The organism is Dictyobacter sp. Z7_2, from assembly GCF_057551105.1.
This window is the reverse complement of record NZ_BAAJPE010000002.1, coordinates 4236009-4257915: the sequence shown is the minus strand read 5'-3', so window position 1 is coordinate 4257915 and position 21907 is coordinate 4236009. Positions and strand designations below refer to the sequence as shown.

Sequence of the window (21907 nt, the reverse complement as noted above, 5' to 3'; positions counted from 1 at the left end):
AATACAAAATAGGATCTCATCGGTCAAAGAACGTTCTTGTCTGACTACCAGGGATCGAGCAAAGTGGCGAGTGGATCAATACCATCCCAGGTACCACGCGACGCGATGGGACGAAAGCGGGCAAAAAGTTCCTCGCGATACCAGTTCTCCTGGCGTGTGCGCCTCACAACGTCGACGTGCGGATTATCGGCACTGGTGTCATAGGCAAATCTGGTGATGGCAGGCAGGGTCCGCCAGAGGCTGAAGGTGGCTTGATAGATAAGAGGGAGTTCTCCAACGCCGACAGAGTTGATCAGTTCATCGTGGAGCAAAAGCTGCTCCGCGACCGCCGGGACCGCTTTCTGAAAGGTGCGAATTTTGCTCGGCCGGATCGTCGCCCGCGTCAAGATCATCCAGGGGCCTGGCTGCGGCGCGGGCGCGGTCCTGAAATCGCGTAGAGGATCACGACCTCCCCACTTGCCATGCCAGCGCACCGGCAGCATGTGGATGGTCCAGGATTCATCCGCTCGCTCGTTGATACGCTTCATCACTGACGAGCGCGCTTCAAAGCGTTTCAGGTCGGCCAGAGAATTCCAGACGGTGAACAGTCCATAGCGCTGGAGGTCCGCATGCGGATTAAACACGCGTCCTTGACCCACTCCAAGCAGACGCCAGAAGCGCAATCCAGGCGTACGCATCAACGGCCAGCGATCCAGCCCGAGATGCGAGAGAGCTCGCAGGCTCTGCCGCTGTGGATAACGCGTCAGCGTGAATGCTACAACAGGATCAGATTCTTTGATGTACATACCTTCCTTCATTTCTATCGCTCAAACATCCGATCAAAGGATATTACACTTTCGCTCATGAGGCAAATGCTCACCGACGTAGCGGCGCGGCTCTGCCGTGCTGTCTGTGACTCGTACGATCCACGCTCCTTATGGGGTTCCATCGAGACATCTTCCCACAATGGATCGGGTCGTCTACGTTGCTTCCAGATGCACGAGGAACATTTTCGTGCGTCAAGTGACAGCACGGCGGAGCCGCGCCGCTACGTTTGGTTGCTTGCTCTTTACAAAGGGATATTTTCTTCTTTAAAGCGGATTGCGGAGCTACAGATATTATATATGACGCTGACTCTGCTATATTCGGGCCAGTTGGCAATTTTTTTGGGGTGTCAGATAGCTCTGGAGGCCGCTTAATGCTATTTGACACGCTCCTCCGGGTGTGGTACAATTAGAACAAGATTTCGATACAACTTCTTACCTGTTACCTGTAAAATCTGAACATGTTCCTCGTATATTTCCACTTTTGGGCGACTGAAAAAGAATTCCCTGGTAGAGTGTTCTCTACATGTAAAGGGGGAGAGCAATAATCATGAGTATCATGCAAATCACACAAACTGTCCAGATTTTACCGTCGCTGCCGATGCGGTATAGCAAAAAGGTTGCTCAACCGACTCTGCCAGGTATGGAAGTTGAAGCAGTAGAGCAGCCTACCATCTCAAATCGTCAGATAGCTGAGGTGCTGGCCGGTATCGCCGATATGATCGAGCGTCAGAATGGTAATCCCTATCGTGTCCAGGCCTATCGCAACGCCGCTCGCGGCGTCCTGGATCTATCAGAGGCCGCCACCGACATCCTGGCGCGGCGCGAGGCACTGCCGATCCCAGGATTAGGCCAGCGTTTACGCAAGCGCATCGCCGAGCTGATCGAGAGCGGATCGATGACGATCAATAATGGCTTCTGCATGGAGACACTCCCGGAGGGCGTGCGTACCCTCATGACGATCGAGCATATTGGCCCCTATACGGCGATCCGACTCCAGCAGGAGCTCGGTATCGACAACGCAGAGAAGCTGTGGCAGGCAGCCTATCAGCACAATATTCGCAGCCTGCCAGGCTTTGGAGTGCGTAGCGAAGCTCGTCTAAAAACCGCAGCTGAGCAGATCCTCAACCGTAATAAGCGTACAAACCATCTCACGCCTCTCGGCGGAGTTGCATAAAATCATCGCGTCAATAGTCGCACATGAGTCTTGTGGTCCTGTGAGGTTTCCAGCTTCACAGGACCACTTCTATGATCAATGGCGCTCCACGAGATCGATAAAGCGCTGCTCAAGCTCCCTGGTACGAGATCCGGGCGTGCCGTTCCCAATGATGCGCTCGTCGATCTTGACGACCGGCGTGATCTCTTTCGATGATGACGTGATGAACGCTTCGTCAACGTCTGGCAATTCGTCGCGTAAGATGGGACGCTCTTCAATGGCAAAGCGTCCGCGAGCGAGCTCAAGAACGACGTTACGCGTGACGCCCATCAGCACGTCAGCCCTGGGAGTCACCAGAGTATCGCCACGGAAGACAAAGAAGTTACTCTTGGTTCCTTCCAGAACATGTCCATGCTCATTGGTGAAGAGAGCGTCGCTGGCATCACGCCGAGCGGCGTCCTTTAACGCTCGGATGGCTGCGACGTAGTTCGACGATTTGGCCTCCGGCGTCATGCGCGTCAGGGTAGTTGTGATTACTGCAACGCCACGCTCAAAACGATCCATATCGCGCTCGGCGAGCGGTGTAATCAGGACCGCCAGACCGTTCTGGGCCGCCGGAGAGATACCGTCCTCGCTGATCCCTCCCGTGACAAGCATACGAATCGTGGCATGCTCGTACGTATTGCGTTGAATGCAGTCCCGCACAACCTGGGACAGTTCCTCATACGTAAAGGAAACATCCAGCTCGATCAGCTGCGCCGAACGATACAGGCGCTTCAAATGCTCATCCAGATGGAAGGGACGACGATGATAGGTCCGCAACGACTCGAAAACGCTATAGCCTCTCAATAAAGCAACATCGTTGATCGAAATTGTCGCCTCCTGCGGATGTACCCAGTCGCCGTTGATATACCACCAGGCAGTCGTATCCATATATACATGCTCCTCGTACGCCGCACTAATCGACGTCATTCATCGGATAGTGTTCACGCAACCAATCTATAAAAGAGTCTGGTACATCCATCGTCGACAGGCGGCTCTGACGTACCAGACTCCAGGTATCAAACAGATGCGTCTCTTTGATGACGCGTAGCGTGACTGGCTCTGCAAAATGACGCACAAACTTCAGATCCACAACCCAGCTCTTCGCATCGTGAGGATCTGGACGCGCTTCCGAAATCGCCCGCGCCACACCAACAAGAGCCGCCGCCCCCATACTATGATAGATCAAGACAGTATCTCCCGGCTGCATACGCCGGATCACAGCAAGCGCCTGAGCGTTCCGCACACCATCCCAGGTCGTCTCCCCCTCCTGCGCAAAGCGCTCAATCGAATAGCTCTCAGGATCAGTTTTCGCTAAAAAATAGGCCATCGTATCCCCTCACCATTGTGCCAGCCTCATCTCTTGAGATAAAGCTGTCACAATAAAACTTTCTCCTCTCATGATAGCAAATAACAGTGTCGACGTACAGGCGAGCAAGATACCATAACGTTCCCTGGAACACCGTCGAGTAATCAAGCTATCAAAGATAGTTCTGATGTGCAAGCGATGACGTGTTCACAAACTGGTGTTGACGAGGACGCGACGCTTGACTGCCGGCACCACTTCGGCAACGCGTAGCAGCGTGCGGAAAGCCAGCCGTGACAGCCAGGCATCTGACCCGGCAGCCTTCGCGTTACGCGTAGACACGCTGATGGCCCGGTTCGCGTAGACACGCATTTCCTCCTCGTATCTGGCAATTGCATCGACGAGCTGCTCTCGGCCTGCAGTCACCTCAAGTAATGCGCGGCGTAATACGCCCACATCGCGCAAGGCGGTGTTTGCTCCGATACCTGCCATTGGGGTCATATTGTGTACAGCGTCTCCAAGAAGCGTTACATTACTCGATGACCATAATGGCAGCGCTGGCATACTCTGCATCTCTATCGGGGCAATCGTGTTGATATCTGCATCGTCCACCAGAGTGTGCAATGGTGAAGCCCATCCTTTGATCCGAGAGCGCACCAGATCGCGTAGCCTCTCTCCATCCCACTGCACGATATCTGAGGGATAACTGGCACGCGATGCAGCATATGCCCAGACCACGTAATCGTCGAAGCTTTCGGGTTCGCGCCAGGCCGCAACGAACATCCAATCCGAACCAGGAGAAACGATGCTGTTCGGTGAGCCGTCAATGAGCTCCGCAGGCAGCCTGGCTGCACGCTCCGGGGTGAGTGGATATCGTCCGGCAATGTTCAATACATCCAGGTCGATGCGGCGAAACTCAGGCAAGTACTGACTACGCACACGCGAATTGCTGCCATCTGCTCCAATCAGCAGATCGCCGATGATGGAACTCCCGTCCTCAAAATGTGCTCGCACACGATTGTCGTTCGTCTGCTCGTACCTGACAAATTTCTTGTCCCAGTGGACCAGATCCTCCGCCCCATGGATCAAGATCTCGCGCAGTTCAAGCCTGTCTATCGAGCGGCGTCCACCAGCCGCCCCGTAGGAACCGTCTGCGCTCTGGTCATCGCCCTGGACAGCCAGAACATGGAGCCTCTCGTCATAGAACCGGGCAAGATTTCCTGCATACCCCGCCATCGTGTCGAACATCTGCCAGTTCTCCTCTGGCAAGCAGTCATGCAATGCCCCGTAGCCATGCCGGTTCAGATGAATCCCAAAACCAGGCAATCCATCGACACTCTCGGCGTTGCGCTCGAACACCTCAACATCGATGCCTACGTTGCGCAATCCGTGGGCCAGGCAGAGTCCACCCATACCTGCGCCGATAATCAAAACTTTCATTGCTTTTTCCTTCACAGCTTCTTCATAACCCTATTTTTATCTATAAAACAGTAATTTTACTTTTTATTTATATTTTCCCGCTTTAATATCTTTTGTTGCTTTTCGCTCTCTACTTCGCCTGGGGCAGGGCATATCGCGGCGAAGCAATACCATGGCGATCACCACAAGAATCTCGGCCAGCGTGGCGATGCTCCCCCAGATATCGATCTGTAAAGGAAGAAAGGCTAATCCAACGAGAACTCCAATGGTGTGTGTAAAAGCGTAGAGCACGACAATAAGCGCGTTGATCCATAGGCCGAAGGTCAAGAGGCGACGGCGTGATCCAAAAAGGAGGTTCGCCGCGATGACTCCTTGCACCATCGCGATGAGCAAGAAGATGAGGCCATAGACAAAATAGATCTCGTATTGTTTAGGCAGAAGCCACAAATGGATTAGCTCGGAGAAAAAACAGCAGATTGCTCCTGCATAGCTTATCAGACGCTTCTGCGAGGCGGTCAGAAGAGCATGACTGTTGCTCTGTCTCACATCTGGTCGCATGGGCGGAAACGCAGCACTCTGGTGCTGCGGTCTCGTGGTATAGTTCATCAGATTACCTCGAATTGACTCATCATACGCATATCTTCGTGTTCAGCATTGTGACAATGGAAAAGGTACAGTCCCCGGTAGCCCTCAAAGCGCGTGATCACGCGGGCTTTTTCTCCAGCCCTGAGAAAGATCGTATCCTTGTATCCCCTATCTTCTGCATCAGGAGCTCGCCCATCACGGCTCAAGACCTGAAAATCGACCAGATGCATATGGATGGGGTGGTTACTATCGCTGGTAAACTCCCAGATCTCGCTCGTTCCAAGGCGAGGTGTGGCGTCAACTCTGTTCGGATCGAAGTACTTGCCATTAATCAACCACATCCCCAGGCCGCTCCAGAATTTGAAGGTACGTGTGGCGGAGGCTTTGGCTGGATCGAGCGCTTCAAAAGGCGCGAGTTTCTGGGGGACGATGCTCTCATCTTTGGCCTGATGTACCACATCGAAGCGCAGAATCTCCGCCGTCCGTCCCGTACCAAGCACGTTTTTGAGGAGAATGTGTGAGCCAACCGGTGACTTCGCGAAATCGACAACGATATCAAAACGCTCGGCAGGGGCGATGCGAAGCGTCTGGTGAGTGGCGGGTGTTGGGAGTAATCCGCCATCACTGCCTATCTGGACAAGAGGTTGACCAGAGCTGAGTTCTAGCTGGTAGATACGCGCATTTGAGGCATTGAGCAGACGAAAACGATATTTCGTGGTAGATACTTCCAAAAACGGCTGGGCTGCACCATTTACGAGGATGGTGTCGCCTACCATACCATTTGTGTATTTACCCAGGACGCCGGGAGTCGTCGTCAAAGTAGGATCAAGCGATGGATAAAAGAATGAGCCATCGGCATTGAAGGTACGATCAGTGATCATAAGAGGAATGTCGTGGTCACCTTTGGGTAAGGGAAGCGCATCATCAATCTCATCCCGGATCAGATAAAATCCAGCCAGTCCTCGATAGACCTGTGGTCCGGTAAAGTCCATGCGATGATCGTGATACCAATGGATGCTCGCACGCTGAGCATTAGGATAGATATACTCTTTTGTTTGCTGCATCCGCATATGGAGCGAACGCCCCAGACCAGATGACGACATAAATTGACGCATCTCCCCATTGGTGAGGTTCGCCTGAAATGGTGAAGGATCTTCAGGCAAAAGGAAATCCATTGGATGCCCATCGCTTTCCGGCGGGGTAACGCCTCCATGCAGATGCGTCGAGACTGGAACTGGCAACTCGTTTATCTGACGCACAATAGCTTTGCGTCCACTTCTTGCCTCGATAGTTGGTCCAGGGAAGATACCATTGTAGCCCCAGATGGATGTAGAAAGACCAGGAAGAATATGAGCAATCCCCGGTTTCTGTGTGATCTCATAGTAGTCAGCGTCTGCATCACTGCGAACAGGCGCAAGGACGGGAGGAATAGGAAGCGGAACACGAAAGGCTTGTATGAGCGGGCTGCTCGCTGATTCGATAGCACGAATATGTGTGAGAGGAAATTGTAAAACCCCCAAGGGAACAGCCAGACCAGCCGTACCCGCTATCCCCCATTTGAGAGCCTGTCGTCGGGTCATCTTCATCACGGTTCTCTCTTTCTCGAAAACATAGCAGTGACATGTTTCCATTTTATACAATGCTAACCACCTGGTTGACATTCAGAGTATACCTTTTCCCTCCGCTATTGTCAACCAGGTGGTTAGCATTGTATAAAGGCGCAGAGAAGAACGCTATATTCTTGTCAGCTGGGGAAAAGGCCAGGACGGACTATTTCTCTGTCTGGTTGGAAGACAAAGTGCTAAACCAGTGCGCAAATTGTGCCAGGATACCATCGATATCTGCCGGTTGGGTGTGTAATAAGAGACCGATTCCCTGACAAAACGCCATCAGCGTAAGCGCTGCACTCCTGGCATCGAGATCTTGACGAAAACGTCCAGCAGTTATCTCTTCCTGAATGAGGCTTTCCATGGAATGCTGCCAGTTCGTGACGGCTTCTGAGAGGATGCTATGAATAGCGGCATCGCGCCGTGAGTGGAGCAGCAATTCATCAAGCACGAGAAACAGTTCGGGAGCTTCGTGCAGCTGGTAGGCCAGATCATCGAGATAGCGCTGGCGTAAGTGTTCGCCCGCTGTTAAGGGAGGAGAGGAACGAGGAGCCTGTAATACCTGAAGCTGACGAATACAAAAGGCAACCACGGCCTGGATGAGTGCTTCTTTGGTGGGAAAGTAATAGAGCAATGTGGCATGATTGAGTCCAATCCGAGAAGCCACGTCACGGATGCGGAGTCCAGCCATTCCCTTCTCCGTAATGAGTTGGTAGGCAGACTGCACCAGCCGCGCTCTTTGTTCGTCAGTCGAAGCCTTCTGCACCGCAAAGCGGCGATTTGTAGGATGTGGTGAGTTCATCTGCTTTTCATTGTAACATCTGGTATATGGCATGTCAACCAAATGGTTAAAGTCTATAGTCTCCCAGAAACTCGCTCTTGCATTTCCGGCAGGAGCTTGATTGCTCGCTGGCGCTCTGGCTCCGAGTGGCCCACTATAAGCTCTACAGAAATTAAATTGCTATAAAAACAGTCAAATTGATGCTCTTTTATTCAACCCAGGAACAGGTATTTACGTATACATAGTGTCGTTGAAAAAAATCATACGGGCAATCACAAACGACTATAAAAGATATCCAGCTTAAAACAATGGAGCAGGCACAGTTGCAGTGAACAGATACTTTGTTTAACATCAACGTAGCGCCTCGAAAAAAACCATAAAAAGTTGTGCCGGTTGACACATTATAAGGAGAATATACACGATGACACAGACAGATCCAAATGTTGAGCAGAAATTCAGTTATGGCGTCGAAGAGTTACAGGTTGTCGGCGAGCAGCTGCTGACAAAAGTCAAAGAGCTCGCACACGAAGGCAATGTACGCCGTATTATCATCAAACAAGATGGCAAGTCCATCATTGAGCTTCCTCTGGCTGTCGGTGTAGTCAGTTTCGCAATCGCACCAGTCTGGGCCGCAGTCGGCGTCCTGGGAGCCTTGCTCGGCAACTGCTCCATTGAAGTAGTGCGCACCGATGAGCCTTTCATCCCAACACCCACACCCGCTGCACATAGCGTGGAAGAGGTCAAATTGGACGGCGGCGAAACACTCTAATGTAACACCAAAGTAGCGTCGTACCCTTGGGTACGATGTCCCAGTTTCTCGTACGAGGCCGCTGGCTCTCGGCGAGCAACGCTGGCGTGCCTGATCGTACGTCGAGTGGGACATCGTACCCAAGGGTACGACGCTACTTTTTTTGGCATATAATAGATGTAGACAATTGATCTTTGTGCAAAACCGAAAGGATACTTATTGCTATGTCAGTTGCTACACTTGAAGAGCTCGAAACGTATAGTTCAATCCCTACGCGCATTGCGCACGCCATCGAAGGATTATCAGAGGCCCAGCTCCATTACATTCCCGCAGAGAAAGAGTGGGATATCCACAGTGTTGTTATCCATCTGGCCGATAGCGAGGCGGTTGGCTTCTGGCGCGTTCGCAAATCTCTGGCCGAGCGGGATTCTGTGCTGGCTGTCTACGATGAGGATGCCTGGAGTAAGGCACTTTTCTATCGTCAGCAAGATGCAGCATTGGCGCTACGTCTATTTGCTGATCTGCGCACATCCACGGCGGCACTCCTCAAGCTTATTCCCGATGAGGATTGGGAACTCACCAGCATCCATGCGGAGCGCGGCAAGATGACCATCTACGATATCTTGCAGCAGTATACTGAGCATGGCGAAAATCATCTACGGCAAATTGAAACTATCAAGCAAGCATTACCGCGATAAGCAGAATCTTTTCTTTCCTCATTTCTATACTATTAAGGAAAGTTTTCCTTTCTTTTGCTTTTCTCCAAGAAAGTCGCAGAAATGTGGCTCTTGGAGAAGAGGAATCAAACCTTGATTTTCTCCAGACAGCCATGTTATACTACTTTCAGCGTCACTTTCTTTATTTTAAGGAAATACTTTCCTGGGATTATGTCTATGTATAAAGAGCAAGATCAGAGTGCGAACGTTACTGAAGAGGAACAAACCTCTTCTACGACAGGCTTAGCAGCAAAAGGGGCAACGCTACAGGATGTGGCGGAAGCAGCGGGAGTCACATTAGGCACAGCATCCAAAGCGATCAATGGGCGCGGCAAGCTGAAGCAGGAGACACGCGAACGCGTGCGCGATGAGGCGCGTCGTTTAGGGTTTCGCTTTCGCAATCTGGAGCAGGATGTACTTACGGATCGACGTGCAATGATCGGTGTGCTGACTTCGGATATCTACGGGCGCTTCAGCCTTCCACTGCTGGCGGGGATCGAGGAGGCTTTTGAGGGACGTTCTATCTCTGCGGTTCTCTGTACCACACGAGATCAGGCTCAGGAACAGGCGCATATTCAGATGCTGCGTGAGCGTCAGGTGGATGGTATTGTGGTTTCTGCTCGTCGCGAAGATCCACGAGCACCAATTGATCTGGGACAGATGTCTCTACCGGTCATCTATGCCCATACCCAGGTGACGGATCCAGGAGCGCTCTGCGTTCTCCCGGATGACGCTCAAGGTGCACGTCTGGCCGTTGAGCATCTTGTCAGTACTGGTCGACGCCAATTCGCACACATCACGGGTCCCAGCTATTTTGATGCGGTCCGTTTACGCGAAGGCGCGATGCGTCAGGTCCTGGCGGAACACGCTATCCCCTTTTCGGAGCAACGCGTGCTATCAGGTCCCTGGCACGAGAGCTGGGGATATACTGCGACTCAGTATCTTTTTAAGCAGGATTCATCAATCGATGCGCTTTTTTGCGGTAGCGATCAATTAGCTCGCGGCGCCGTTGAGGCTCTCCATGAGTTGGGCTTGCGCATTCCAGACGATGTGGCAATTGTGGGCTTTGATAATTGGGAGCCAATCGCGAGCGCAACACGGCCCGCTCTGACAACGGTTGATATGAATCTCCAGGCTATCGGTCGGTATGTAGGGCAATCCTTATTGGACCTGCTCGCAGGGAAAGTCATCTCGGGGATCACGCGCCTGCCGTGCGATCTGATTATCCGAGCATCGAGCAGCGTCATCCATGCCAACAGCGTAGCCGATAGATAAAGCAATCATCAAGTTGCCATCAGTGGAAATTTTTCCCCGATTTTGCCTGGATGCCTGAAGCTCATACAGAAAGGAGGAAGAAATAACATTTCATAGCAGGTAGCATTTTACAATCATCGAGGTTGGAAAAATGATTCATTTTAATTAATACAGTGCTGATGTCCTATCGTCCGGAGCACTGTACAAGTATCTCTATGGAGTTTTTCACATCCTGATCAATCCTCATTATAGTGACGCCAGCATTAAAGCATTCTTTGAGAAAGAACAGAAAGAGGTCCAGCAATGCAGCAACAACCTCATCATTTTCCTGCGGCGCAGGAAAGAAATCATCGTCCTTTCCAGCATATTTTCAAGATCTTTTCATTTGGATGTATCATACTGATAAGTCTCAGCTTTGTCGCCGCGTGTGGCGGCTCATCATCGGGATCAAATAGCAGCAACAGTAAAATCACAATTACCGAGATGGATTATTGGAGCATCGCCTCGCAAAGTGCCGTACTCCAGAAATTGTTTACAGCCTACCACAAGCTGCATCCCAACATTACGATCCAGCGTACAGCTGTCCCCTTCGCCAGTCTCTTACCTAAAGCCGATCAGGAAGCCGCATCCAACAGCCTACCAAACATCCTGGTGCTGGATAATCCCGACGTCGCCGCCTTCGCAGCCACAGGTGCCCTCACGCAACTCGACTCTTTTATGCAGGGCAAATATAATACCTCGGACTTCTATGCCGGTCCCGCTTCAACCATGACGTATAAGGGTAAGACCTATTCATTTCCGGTGGGCAGCAACGATCTGGCTCTGTTTTATAACATGAAGATGTTCAAAGCCGCTAATCTCACACCTCCTACCACGTGGAGTCAGTTGCTCGCGGATGCCAAAACGCTCACAAAGGGGAATACCTATGGGTTTGCCTTTTCGGCTCCCGCTGATGAGCAGGCCACATTCCAATTTGAACCCTACCTATGGGCCAACCAGGGCGATCTCTCGCACGTCGACTCGACACAAGGAGTGGCAGCGTTACAGGTCTTGACCAGCCTGGTGCAGAGTCACTCGGCATCCAAGGGAGCACTCAACTGGGGACAGCCCGATGTCGCGACGCAGTTCGGCGAGGGCAATGCGGCGATCATGGAGAATGGTCCCTGGGAACTGCCCGTGCTGGAGCAGCAGTATCACATGAAGTACGGCACTGATTTCGGGGTGGTCTCCTTACCCGTTCCTCAGACAGGCGTCGCGCCAGTCAGTCCATTGGGAGGCGAGGAATGGACAATTCCGCTGAGCAAAGATAGCGCAGCAGTACAGGCTTCCTGGGATCTCGTCAACTGGTTGCAACAGCCAGCACAGTTACAGGAGATCGATCGGGAATTTGGCTATATTCCGGCTATCAAAAGCGTAGCGACTCCATTGCTAAAAAGCCAGCCCGATCTACAGGTCTTTGCCAGCGAGCTTGATACAGCTCGTGCTCGCACCGCGCAACTGGGAGAGAAATATCCCAAGGTGTCGCAGGCGATCTGGACAGCCGAGCAGACGGCTCTCACCGGCAGTCAAACGCCACAGGCCGCGCTGACACAGGCACAAAAACAGATCGATGGCATCCTTCAATAGCTCAAAGGAGAGCTTGCTGCTGGAGCGTCTTATGGACGACGCAGAGAGGTTCGGAAAGCAATCCTGACCGATAGCAATCCATAAGGCGTTCCAATCCATCCCCGTCAGCGAGAAAGGTAGCAGAACATTGTCTGTCAAAACACACACGTTCACCAGTGATCTGACACTGGCAAGAGCACCGGGAACTACTGTCCGACCACGCCGCCGCTGGCGTCGGCAGTTGATACGCCTGACGTTCCTGCTTCCCCTGCTCCTCTACGTCGTGATCTTTTATGGCTATCCACTCTTGTATAGCCTCCAGATTAGTCTGGAACAATACGATCTGCAAGCAGAGATCACAGGAAATGCCTCTTTTATTGGATTGGCTAACTATGTAGCGGTGATTAGCGATCCTGTCTTTCAGAGTGCGGCTCTACATACGCTGCTATTTACAGTACTGTCGATTGTGCCGCAATTCCTGATTGGTCTGGCGCTGGCACTCTTTTTCTCGCGCCATTTCCCTCTGGGACGTTTCTTACGAGCCCTGTTCCTGTTACCGTGGTTGCTACCTCTGATTGTCTCCGGCACGATCTGGAAATGGCTCTTCAATGAGACGAATGGTTTGATCGATCAGCTACTGGCCGGCCTGCATCTGGCTCCCGCACACTTTGGCTGGCTCACCACCCCTGGCTGGGCGCTGGCCTCTCTCATCATCGCCAACATCTGGCTGGGCATTCCCTTTAATATGGTGATCCTCTATAGCGGCCTGCAGGGCATTGCCACGGAATATTATGAGGCCGCCTCGATCGATGGGGCGAATAGCTGGCAACGCTTTCACTATATCATTTTGCCTCTGCTGGAGCCGGTGATTGGAATTGTGCTCATGCTGGGACTGATTTATACGCTCAAGGTCTTCGATCTCATCTATGTGATCACGCAGGGAGGACCTGCCAATGATACTCAGACCTTTGCTACCTGGTCGTACTCGCTCTCCTTTGGTCAGCAGATGTTCGGACAGGGCGCAGCACAGGCCAATATGATCCTCCTGATCTCGCTGGTACTATCCCTGATCTACCTTGGATTGTCTCGACGCACCACGAAGTGGATCTGATACTCATTTCGTGAAAGGAGAACGTTTTATGCGCCTGTCTCGCAAATTGCTCGTGCCGTGGGGATCAACCTTCATTGGCCTGGTATTGACTATCATCATGCTGTTTCCGCTCTACTGGATGCTGATCAATTCCTTCGAGACCACGCAGGAGATCTTCAGTATCCCGGTGGCAATCGTGCCCACGCAGGTGACCCTGGCTGCATATATCAGTGTCTGGCAAACACAGCTACCACATCTGGCGACCAGCCTGCTGGTCGCCGTGGGTACTGCCTTGCTCTCGATCCTGATCGCAACGCCCGCCTCCTATGCACTGGCACATTTTCGTCTGCGGATCACGCTGGTCATTGTCTTTGTACTCCTGCTCACCCAGATGATCCCAACGGTCACGTTGACCACACCGATGTTTCTGATTTTTAATCAGTTTGGCTTGCTTAACAGCTATCTGGGACTGATCTTGGCCGATAGCACCTATGCCGTTCCCTTTGCAGTTTTGATCTTACGCTCCTTCTTTCTCTCTGTACCCGAAGAGCTGGCGCAGGCGGCGTTTGTGGATGGTACGGGCGAATGGGGAGCCTTTATTCGCATCATTTTGCCGCTGGTCGTGCCGGGAGTGATCACGGCTGGACTGTTCGCTTTTCTCTTTGCCTGGGGAGATTTTATCTATGCCCTGACTCTTTCGACAAATAATACCATTGAGCCAATCTCTCTGAGCATTTTCACCTATCTGGGCCAGTTCAGCGACCAATGGAATAGCGCAATGGCTGTAGCAACCCTGGCCTCAATCCCAGCCGCGATTCTGCTCGTGCTCTTCCAGCGCTATATCACGGCCGGCCTGACGGCTGGTGCAGTGAAAGGGTAAACATTTCTCGGAAAGGATCTCGCATGACCTTATTATCATCGTCCAAAGCGCAAGCGAATACGCACACGGCACTGCGCTCATCCGCCGTCGCACACACCGCAACGCACTTCGAGGACACCTTCTGGGCTCCTCGTTTGCAGACGCTGCGCGAGCAGACGCTCCCGACTATTTATCAGCGCATACACCAGGCCGGACACTTTACGGCTTTCCGCAAAGATTGGCAGGCCGGACATCCTATCCCATATGTGTTCTGGGAGACTGATATCACTAAATGGATAGAGGCCGCCAGCTATAGTCTGGCAACGCAGCCAGATGCTCAGCTTGAAGCTCTGGTCGACGAGGCTATAGCCTTCCTTCTGACACTACAACAGCCCGACGGCTATCTGAATCTCTGGTTCACGCAGGTTGAGCCGGAAAAGCGCTGGACCAATCTGCGTGACTATCACGAACTCTACTGCGCAGGTCACCTGATCGAGGCAGCCATCGCGCACTTTCAAGCCACAGGCCAGCGCAGTTTGCTGGACGCGACCTGTCGCTATGTCGATTATATCGACGCCACCTTTGGTCCAGAGGAGGGGAAAAGGCGTGGCTATTGTGGACATGAGGAGATTGAGCTGGCATTAATCAAGCTCTATCGCGCAACGGGAGAACAGCGCTATCTGCGTTTATGCCAGTATTTTGTTGAAGAACGTGGTCAACAACCCAATTATTTTGATGTCGAAGCTCAGTGGCGTGGAGAAGCGGCCAGCGATTTCTGGGCCAGGACGTATGAGTATAATCAATCACATGTGCCGGTACGCGAGCAACACGAGATTGTCGGGCACGCTGTACGCGCCATGTACTTGTTTAGCGCCGTCGCTGATCTGGCACGCATACTGGAGGATGAAAGCCTCTACGCAACCTGCGAGCAGATCTGGAATCATCTCTGTGCCAAACGCCTTTACATCACAGGCGGCCTGGGCTCCTCCGACGGCAACGAGGGATTTACCGCCGATTATGACCTCCCCAATTCCTCCGCCTATGCTGAAACGTGTGCGGCGATCGGTCTGGTGATGTGGAGTCAGCGCCTGCTGCAACTGGATGCAGATCATCGCTATGCCGATGTGCTGGAACAGGCTCTCTACAACGGGGTGCTGAGCGGAGTTTCGCTCGATGGCACCTGCTTTTTCTATGAGAATCCTCTGGAGAGCGATGGGACACATCATCGACAAGACTGGTATAAGTGCGCCTGTTGCCCTCCCAATCTGGCACGCCTGCTCCTGTCGCTGGGAAATTATCTCTATAGCACCACCGATACAGATATCCTCGTGCATCTCTACGCCCAGAGCACCAGTACGCTCACCATAGGAGAGCATCACATCACACTGCACCAGCACACTAATTATCCCTGGGATGGCACGGTGCGTCTGGAGATTGAATGCTCTGAACCAGTTGAGTTCGGACTGCATCTACGTATCCCAGGCTGGTGCCGCGACGCTCGTCTGACACTGGCCGGCGAGGATATCCCCTGCGAGTTGCGAAAGGGATACGCACGTGTGTCGCGGATCTGGCAGTCTGGCGAGAGTCTGACACTGCATCTGGCAATGCCTGTGGAGCGCATTTATCCTCATCCATCGATACGGGAAAACGTCGGCACCGTCGCATTACGCTCGGGTCCATTGATCTATTGCCTGGAAAGCGTAGATAATCCAATCCCATTACACCAGATCGCGCTCCCCACCGACGCCATATTTGAGAAGCGCTTTGTGCCCGATCTCCTGGGAGGAGTCTCTGTGCTGACGACAACAGCGTCTGCGCTTACAACCTCCGATTGGAGCAATCAACTGTATCGCGCAGAGCCACCCATCTCACAACCCTGCACGCTCACCGCGATCCCCTACTACGCGTGGGATCAGCGCGAACCCGGCGAAATGCGTGTCTGGCTAAGAACTGGCAACGAAGACTAACCTAAAGACTATAAGAACAACAGGTGCCCAGAGAGAGGGATGTAGAAATACACCTCAGATAAGACAATGTTTACGGGATACGATTCTCCGTAGAGTTTCAAACCCGTGAGACGCATAGATTACGTCATGTTACGAGTAAAAAGAGAAAGGAGCTATGTGTCTATACCTGGATTGGATAAGAGGATGCGACATAAAAAAGTATCCTTTATGAACAGTCATATCAGTCCATTCGAAGCTGCGAAATAGAACGCACAACCATGCAATGAATGCAGGAAAGAAATAGTGCAATGAATGCAGAAAGAAGGAATGCAATGAAACATTTCTTTGGTCGCTTCTGGACAGGTATCTACCTGACCATACTTCTCACGGTAGTCGGATCATCCCTCTTATCAGTATCGTTAACCCGGGCAGCAAGCAGCGCCGCAACCGCGACCCCAACGCTGGTCGTCAATGCCAATCAAGTACTCCACGCAGTCACGCACGTCGCCTCCGGCGGACTGTATGGGCTGGGCACGGACGCAACGCCTCCCGATAGTCTGGTCACGCCACTACATCCCAAAGAGTTTGTGCAGATGGCTCCCGGAGGGCATCAATTACCCAATGGAGAAAGCACTCCGGGCGGCGACGCCCTGGTTGTCGCTCCCAAAGCCGCTCGTGCCGGCGCAGTCGTGACGATCCGCATGCCCGACTACTATCCCAACTTCCCATACAAATGGGTCAGCTGGTCCAACTGGCTCAGCGCGGTCGACACGCAGATCGCCGCACGCAAGGCCGCAACCAATATCACCAACATCAGATCCTGGGAGCTGTGGAATGAGCCCGATTGGACCTGGGATACGACCAACGCCGGGACGTTTAATGCCGGTTGGGTACGTACATTTAATGAAGTCCGCTCGAAGGATGCTACAACTCCGATCCAGGGTCCAAGTATCTCCTACTACAATGCCAGCTATATGAGCTCATTCCTGACCTACGCCAAAGCTAACAACGCCCTGCCAAATATCATCAGCTGGCATGAGCTCAGCGGTCAGGGGCGCATCGCGTCGGATATCAGCGCCTATCGTGCCCTGGAAAGCAGCCTGGGTATTAGTCCGCTCCCCATCGACATCGAGGAATACGCCGAGACCAGCGAAGTAGGCATCCCAGGCTCACTGGTAGGATATATCTCAAAATTTGAGCGCGGCGGCGTCACTGATGCCGAACTGGCTTTCTGGAACCAGTATGGCACCTTCAGCGATCTGGTTGTCAATGGCAATCAACCCAATGGCGGTTGGTGGATGTACAAATGGTACGGCGATATGTCTGGCAATATGCTGGTCACAACTCCTCCGGCACAGACCGGATTGGATGGAGCCGCCTCAATCAACAGCGCGCAGAATCAGGTGAGCGTGATCACAGGTGGAGGAAGCGGTACCAATAATGTCACAATCAATGGACTAAACTCGCTTTCGGCTTTTGGCAGCAGCGCAAGCGTCACGCTGGAATATGTCCCATCGGCAGGCCGCACCACCGCTGTCGCCGGGACAACAGTGCTCTCAGTAACAAACTATACAATCACCAACGGATCTATCACTGTCCCCATCACAGGCATGAATAGCACAGGTGGATATCATATACTTGTCACTCCTGGCAGTACCACTACCACTCTCTATGACAAAATTGTCAATAAAAACAGCGGCTTAGTGCTCGGCATCAGCAACGCCTCCACTGCGGCGGGAGCACAGGCGTTACAGTGGTCAGATAATGGGACTGCCGATCATCTCTGGCAGATAATCGATGCCGGAGGCGGCTACGTCAAGCTTGTCAACAAGAACAGCGGACTGGTACTCGGGATCACCAGTGCCTCTACCGCTGCGGGAGCTGTCGCGCTGCAATGGTCGGATAATGGGGCCGCCGATCACCTCTGGCAGATGGTCGATGCTGGTGGAGGCTACTTCAAGCTTGTGAATAAAAATAGTGGTTTGGTGCTTGGCATTAGCAACGCCTCTACCGCTGCGGGAGCTGTCGCGCTGCAATGGTCGGATAATGGGACCGCCGATCATCTCTGGCGCATCCAGAGCTAATTACATACATCGTATGCAAGCATAATGGATATAAACTTAAGGGGCCTTTACCCAAAGGTCATCCGATTAACCTCTTTGGTCCATCCTCTTGGCCTGCAAGAGGATGGACTAGCCATTGACATGTGCGACGATACAGGGAGCCTCGTTAGTTGACACCTTGATGGAATATCGTGTCAATTTATACAGCTTCCATCAACGCCCACACCACCACTAGTGTAGCATATCCAACCTCAGTCGTCTGGCCAGCACCTGCAACAGTTGTTTGAGTCGCTTGAAGCTAACTCGCTATCCCTGCATCGGGCGTAGAGCCGCACGATCTCCGATTGTCAGGGAGTAATCACCTCACAGATTATCCAACCAAGAGATACACTTGCACAAGGGCTTTTTTCTTGACAGTCGCAATATAAATCGATACACTGAATATACTTTAAACATGCTTTAAAAAGTATGTCGATGAGGATTTTAGATAAATATAAACCAGCAGGCGAAAAAACCTTTATCGGCTTGTATGCACAAAAGCAATCTTTCATGGTGGCAAGATTTATGAAAAAAAGTCGTTCTTCTTCTCTCAAATCATTATTTCCCTGGCTCTCTCCATTAGTAATTAAATTTGTAATTGTCCATGGTGGCATCGAAATTCAATTGTATAAACATAACCAAATGCTAAAAAGCTGGCATGATCGAGCTGTACTGTCCGTATTACCAGCGTCATTTATTGATTGGATCAACGTCCAGCAGATATCAATGAAACCCCAACCATATCCATTGTTCAAGCAGATCTGGCAAAATCTTATGCCATTGGCATCTAAAAAAGTTATTATTGATACATCGATGTTGTCCACATTAAAAGAGGTCCATCAACCAGCTGATTTTGTACTGGTTTGGACATTGAATCGTTCCTTAGAGCGTATAGAAGGCCATTATCAAGGTATAGATAATTATCTTGGCATGGGCTGGTTTCAAAAAGGAGACAAAATCTGGCCTTTATATAGTGTTCCCGAGAATTCTACATACACACGCTTCGAAGACCTAATCATGACTCTTCAACAAGCTGATGCATTACTACATACGATTATTCCAGATCTGCAACGTTACCTACCTACACGTGTTGAATTTCAGATCATCACTGATTTTAAACTACAAGTGGTTGTTTCCGCTATTAGCAGCGGAAAACTTATTCTTTCATTAGAATGCAACTACCCCCAATTATTGCCCATTACTCAAGTATCTCAATATAAAGTCGATGTCTTGTTAGCGAATAAGACCATCATACAGTTTCCAGACCAGAAATTAACACCCGCTCTACTCCAATTATTACAAAGTGGGATTGCATTCACAATAAATGGTGCTGAAGTACCTCTTTTTATCAGAAAACAGTTGCAATATTTAATTTATTACCAACAAATAAGCAAAGATATGGCAGATAGGATTATTCAAGCAAATCCTATTGTATCTATTGCAACTTTACAGCCAACGTATTCACTGAGCCATGCGCATGAAGGTGGTATCGGTGTATATACTATCACTGCAATATATACATACCAACAACACATTCTTGATATAAATGTCCTCATGCTAGCATATCAACAAAACCAGGAATTTACGTTACAGCATGGCATTTGGTTTGAGTGGCCCTATGCCTCAAAAGATCTCTATGAAACGATCCAGAAGCAACGCACAAAAAGAAGATTAACCTTAGAAGAGATAATGGGGTTTAAAGCACAACATGCTCCTCTTTTGGAGGACAAACTGCCTGATTCCACTATCCACCTCAAAAATACAGAACTGGCTTCTGAGCTCGCCCAATCTATTTTTGAACAATTGCAGCATCATGGTATTCCTGGTGGAATAATTGGTGAATCAGTGGAATTTGTGGCAATGTTTGTCAAGATTTGTGAGCAATTAGCATTAGATTCCAGACACCAGGCACAAATTCTCTGGCTAGTTTCATCCCATAAAAAAGCCTCGGTCATACGCGCCATTAATAAGTCAACTGTTGACGATCATGTAAAGGTCGCCTCTCTTGTGACCTTGCGAGATGAACCTGAGCTCATGTTACGTTCATGGACATTGGTCATTTTTCAAGAACTGGATCAATTATTGGACGGGAATGTCCTCTCTAAGAGATTACAATTGCTAAAATGGAGGTGGGCGCTTCTATCAGTTCATACAAAGGAGGCAGTAAATTCATCAATGATGCAGGTACTGCATATACCTGGTTACTACTACGAACAATTTTCTAAGCGCTATCTTTTCGATATTAATAGGATAGTACAAGCGAAAAGCACGTCGACCCAGTTGAGAACTCAATCGACACCTCCAACTTTACCCAAAAGAGTAGAGAAGCTACCTTCCTTTGTAACACCTCCACCGCTATCTGTATCTACTCCACCAGTAGAGACTGTTGGCCCAATCCCATCACAATTTATATCTTTCTGGCAACAGGCACGAATATGGAAGGACTTATCGTATGGTCCCACACCAATGATAGCATGCCAGCGTGATTATCCTGTTTATACTGACATGAAGACAAAAGAGCTTCAGTGGTATTTCTACTGGCGAGGTGAAATCAATCGTGATCGCTACCCAACAACTGATATTAGCTACATTTTAATGCATGTGTATGAAGCACTTGCCTGCATTGGCTTTATAACCCCTACATTGGCATGTACACGCCTCAGAAATTTATGGATGCACTATCGAAATAGTTTTCCGCAGTTGGATAATTATCTCATTCCCTGGATTGCAGATTTTTGCGTAGTGCATAAGTTAACATTCACTGCGATACAGTGGTATACCTCCTTGCTGGCAGTTGCTCATTGTACTGTTGATGAGCAACTCATAGCAGAAGCATGGCGGCGTCAAGGTACTAATTGGACACAAATGCCACCAACAATACTTTATAAATTAGCGGGATTCAATAATCAGACAAAATTCTATCAAAAAAATCAACAAGCATACAAATTAGATAACAAATATCGACTTGCTATTAGTGCCGTCGACGATCATCTTCACTCCCAAAAAGGCCAGCAAACATTAATTAAAATGTTTGCACATGAAACAATGCATGCTGTAACAAGAGAGCCTTTTAAGGGTGCATTAATGGAAAAGACATATGCCTCAATCACAATAGCTGAAATCAGTGCAGCCTTTACTAATGTAGAATTTCGTCATGCGTTGTTAGGGATATTAAAATATGCCGATTACCTGCAACGAAAACTACATCAAAGCACTACAGTTCCTTTCCAATCCTCGATTGACCCAGCCTGGCAAGCCGCAATAGAATCGAAGTTGATAGATAAATCATCTGATCAACTAAGAAAAACTACCAACCCGGACGTGTCAAAAACGCTTACATTATTCCAGGCACACATTTCGCAACCTGATATGTTAGTAAAGAAGGAAATACTAAAAACCGCGCCGGATGATAGACTTTCTCAAACAAACATAGCACCAAAACGCTATACTATCGAATTAAATCAAAAAACTATTGTCCAGCTACATCAGGAAGCTGAGCAGCTACAAGAACGTTTAACTATCGAGGACAATGAGCAATTACCATCGCAATCTCTATCATTGGTAGCTCCAGAGGATTCTGCAAAGCATGACATGCCTATACTAGATTTAGCGATAGATGAGGATTGGCGAATCATTCTGAAACAGTGGCAGCCAGAACATTGGGAAGCCATTATTGCCTTATACCAGGAGCAATCTGCACAGTTACCGGCCATAGCACGCAAAATTCATCGTCCTGTTTCTCAACTTATTGACGAGGTTAATCTACCGGTCGATGAACACCTTGGGGACTTATTGATTGATCCTGATACACACACTATTTTTCACCATCTACATACGACTGTTGAGAGTCTCATAAGTTGGTATCATTCATCTAAAGATTGGTAGAGT

At 50.3% G+C, this 21907-nt stretch carries 18 protein-coding genes; 11 read left to right on the top strand and 7 right to left on the bottom strand.

What is annotated here, in order from left to right:
* Positions 1–44: 44 nt before the first annotated feature.
* On the bottom strand, positions 45–785 hold the full coding sequence (locus AC27N8_RS31270) for a spheroidene monooxygenase (protein ID WP_487072885.1): 741 nt from the start codon (positions 783–785) through the stop codon (positions 45–47).
* A 66-nt stretch (positions 786–851) separates the two neighbouring features.
* On the opposite strand from AC27N8_RS31270, the gene AC27N8_RS31265 reads away from it, so the two are divergent.
* Positions 852–1178: a hypothetical protein gene (locus AC27N8_RS31265; RefSeq protein ID WP_487072883.1), complete on the top strand. Its 327-nt coding sequence runs from the start codon at positions 852–854 to the stop codon at positions 1176–1178.
* 175 nt (positions 1179–1353) lie between these two features.
* Positions 1354–1980: a helix-hairpin-helix domain-containing protein gene (locus AC27N8_RS31260; RefSeq protein WP_487072881.1), complete on the top strand. Its 627-nt coding sequence runs from the start codon at positions 1354–1356 to the stop codon at positions 1978–1980.
* 75 nt (positions 1981–2055) lie between these two features.
* Here AC27N8_RS31260 and AC27N8_RS31255 read toward each other — a convergent pair whose 3' ends face one another.
* The 6 genes from AC27N8_RS31255 to AC27N8_RS31230 form a co-directional block, all read right to left on the bottom strand.
* On the bottom strand, positions 2056–2892 hold the full coding sequence (locus AC27N8_RS31255; protein WP_487072879.1) for an aminotransferase class IV: 837 nt from the start codon (positions 2890–2892) through the stop codon (positions 2056–2058).
* 25 nt (positions 2893–2917) lie between these two features.
* Positions 2918–3331 (bottom strand): EVE domain-containing protein, encoded by a 414-nt coding sequence (locus AC27N8_RS31250; RefSeq protein WP_487072877.1) that lies wholly within the window; start codon positions 3329–3331, stop codon positions 2918–2920.
* 186 nt (positions 3332–3517) lie between these two features.
* Positions 3518–4747 (bottom strand): FAD-dependent oxidoreductase, encoded by a 1230-nt coding sequence (locus AC27N8_RS31245; protein ID WP_487072875.1) that lies wholly within the window; start codon positions 4745–4747, stop codon positions 3518–3520.
* A 63-nt stretch (positions 4748–4810) separates the two neighbouring features.
* Entirely contained in the window at positions 4811–5332 is a 522-nt protein-coding gene (locus tag AC27N8_RS31240; protein WP_487072873.1) for a hypothetical protein, read from the bottom strand.
* Positions 5332–6897 carry a multicopper oxidase family protein gene (locus AC27N8_RS31235; protein WP_487074780.1) on the bottom strand — a complete coding sequence of 522 codons (1566 nt, stop codon included), beginning with the start codon at positions 6895–6897 and terminating at the stop codon, positions 5332–5334. Before AC27N8_RS31235 ends, AC27N8_RS31240 begins: the two co-directional genes overlap by 1 nt.
* A 184-nt stretch (positions 6898–7081) precedes the next feature.
* Complete coding sequence (locus AC27N8_RS31230) at positions 7082–7720, bottom strand: TetR/AcrR family transcriptional regulator (protein ID WP_487072871.1); 639 nt, start codon at positions 7718–7720, stop codon at positions 7082–7084.
* A gap of 400 nt (positions 7721–8120) precedes the next feature.
* Between AC27N8_RS31230 and AC27N8_RS31225 the strand changes: the two genes are divergently transcribed.
* The 9 genes from AC27N8_RS31225 (at position 8121) to AC27N8_RS31185 (ending at position 21904) form a co-directional block, all read left to right on the top strand.
* Positions 8121–8468, top strand: coding sequence for a DUF4342 domain-containing protein (locus AC27N8_RS31225; protein ID WP_487072869.1), 348 nt, complete (start codon positions 8121–8123; stop codon positions 8466–8468).
* 203 nt (positions 8469–8671) lie between these two features.
* A complete protein-coding gene (locus tag AC27N8_RS31220) occupies positions 8672–9145 on the top strand; it encodes a DinB family protein (protein ID WP_487072867.1) in 474 nt (157 codons plus the stop codon).
* A 195-nt stretch (positions 9146–9340) separates the two neighbouring features.
* Positions 9341–10438, top strand: coding sequence for a LacI family DNA-binding transcriptional regulator (locus AC27N8_RS31215; protein ID WP_487072865.1), 1098 nt, complete (start codon positions 9341–9343; stop codon positions 10436–10438).
* A 282-nt stretch (positions 10439–10720) separates the two neighbouring features.
* Complete coding sequence (locus AC27N8_RS31210; protein WP_487072863.1) at positions 10721–12043, top strand: sugar ABC transporter substrate-binding protein; 1323 nt, start codon at positions 10721–10723, stop codon at positions 12041–12043.
* A gap of 127 nt (positions 12044–12170) precedes the next feature.
* Positions 12171–13133: a carbohydrate ABC transporter permease gene (locus AC27N8_RS31205; protein WP_487072861.1), complete on the top strand. Its 963-nt coding sequence runs from the start codon at positions 12171–12173 to the stop codon at positions 13131–13133.
* Between the two features lie 28 nt (positions 13134–13161).
* Entirely contained in the window at positions 13162–13992 is an 831-nt protein-coding gene (locus AC27N8_RS31200) for a carbohydrate ABC transporter permease (RefSeq protein ID WP_487072859.1), read from the top strand.
* Between the two features lie 23 nt (positions 13993–14015).
* Positions 14016–15938: a glycoside hydrolase family 127 protein gene (locus AC27N8_RS31195; RefSeq protein WP_487072857.1), complete on the top strand. Its 1923-nt coding sequence runs from the start codon at positions 14016–14018 to the stop codon at positions 15936–15938.
* A gap of 311 nt (positions 15939–16249) precedes the next feature.
* Positions 16250–18001, top strand: a complete 1752-nt coding sequence (locus AC27N8_RS31190; protein ID WP_487072855.1) for an RICIN domain-containing protein — start codon at positions 16250–16252, stop codon at positions 17999–18001.
* Between the two features lie 453 nt (positions 18002–18454).
* Positions 18455–21904, top strand: a complete 3450-nt coding sequence (locus AC27N8_RS31185; protein WP_487072853.1) for a TerB N-terminal domain-containing protein — start codon at positions 18455–18457, stop codon at positions 21902–21904.
* Positions 21905–21907 lie beyond the last annotated feature (3 nt).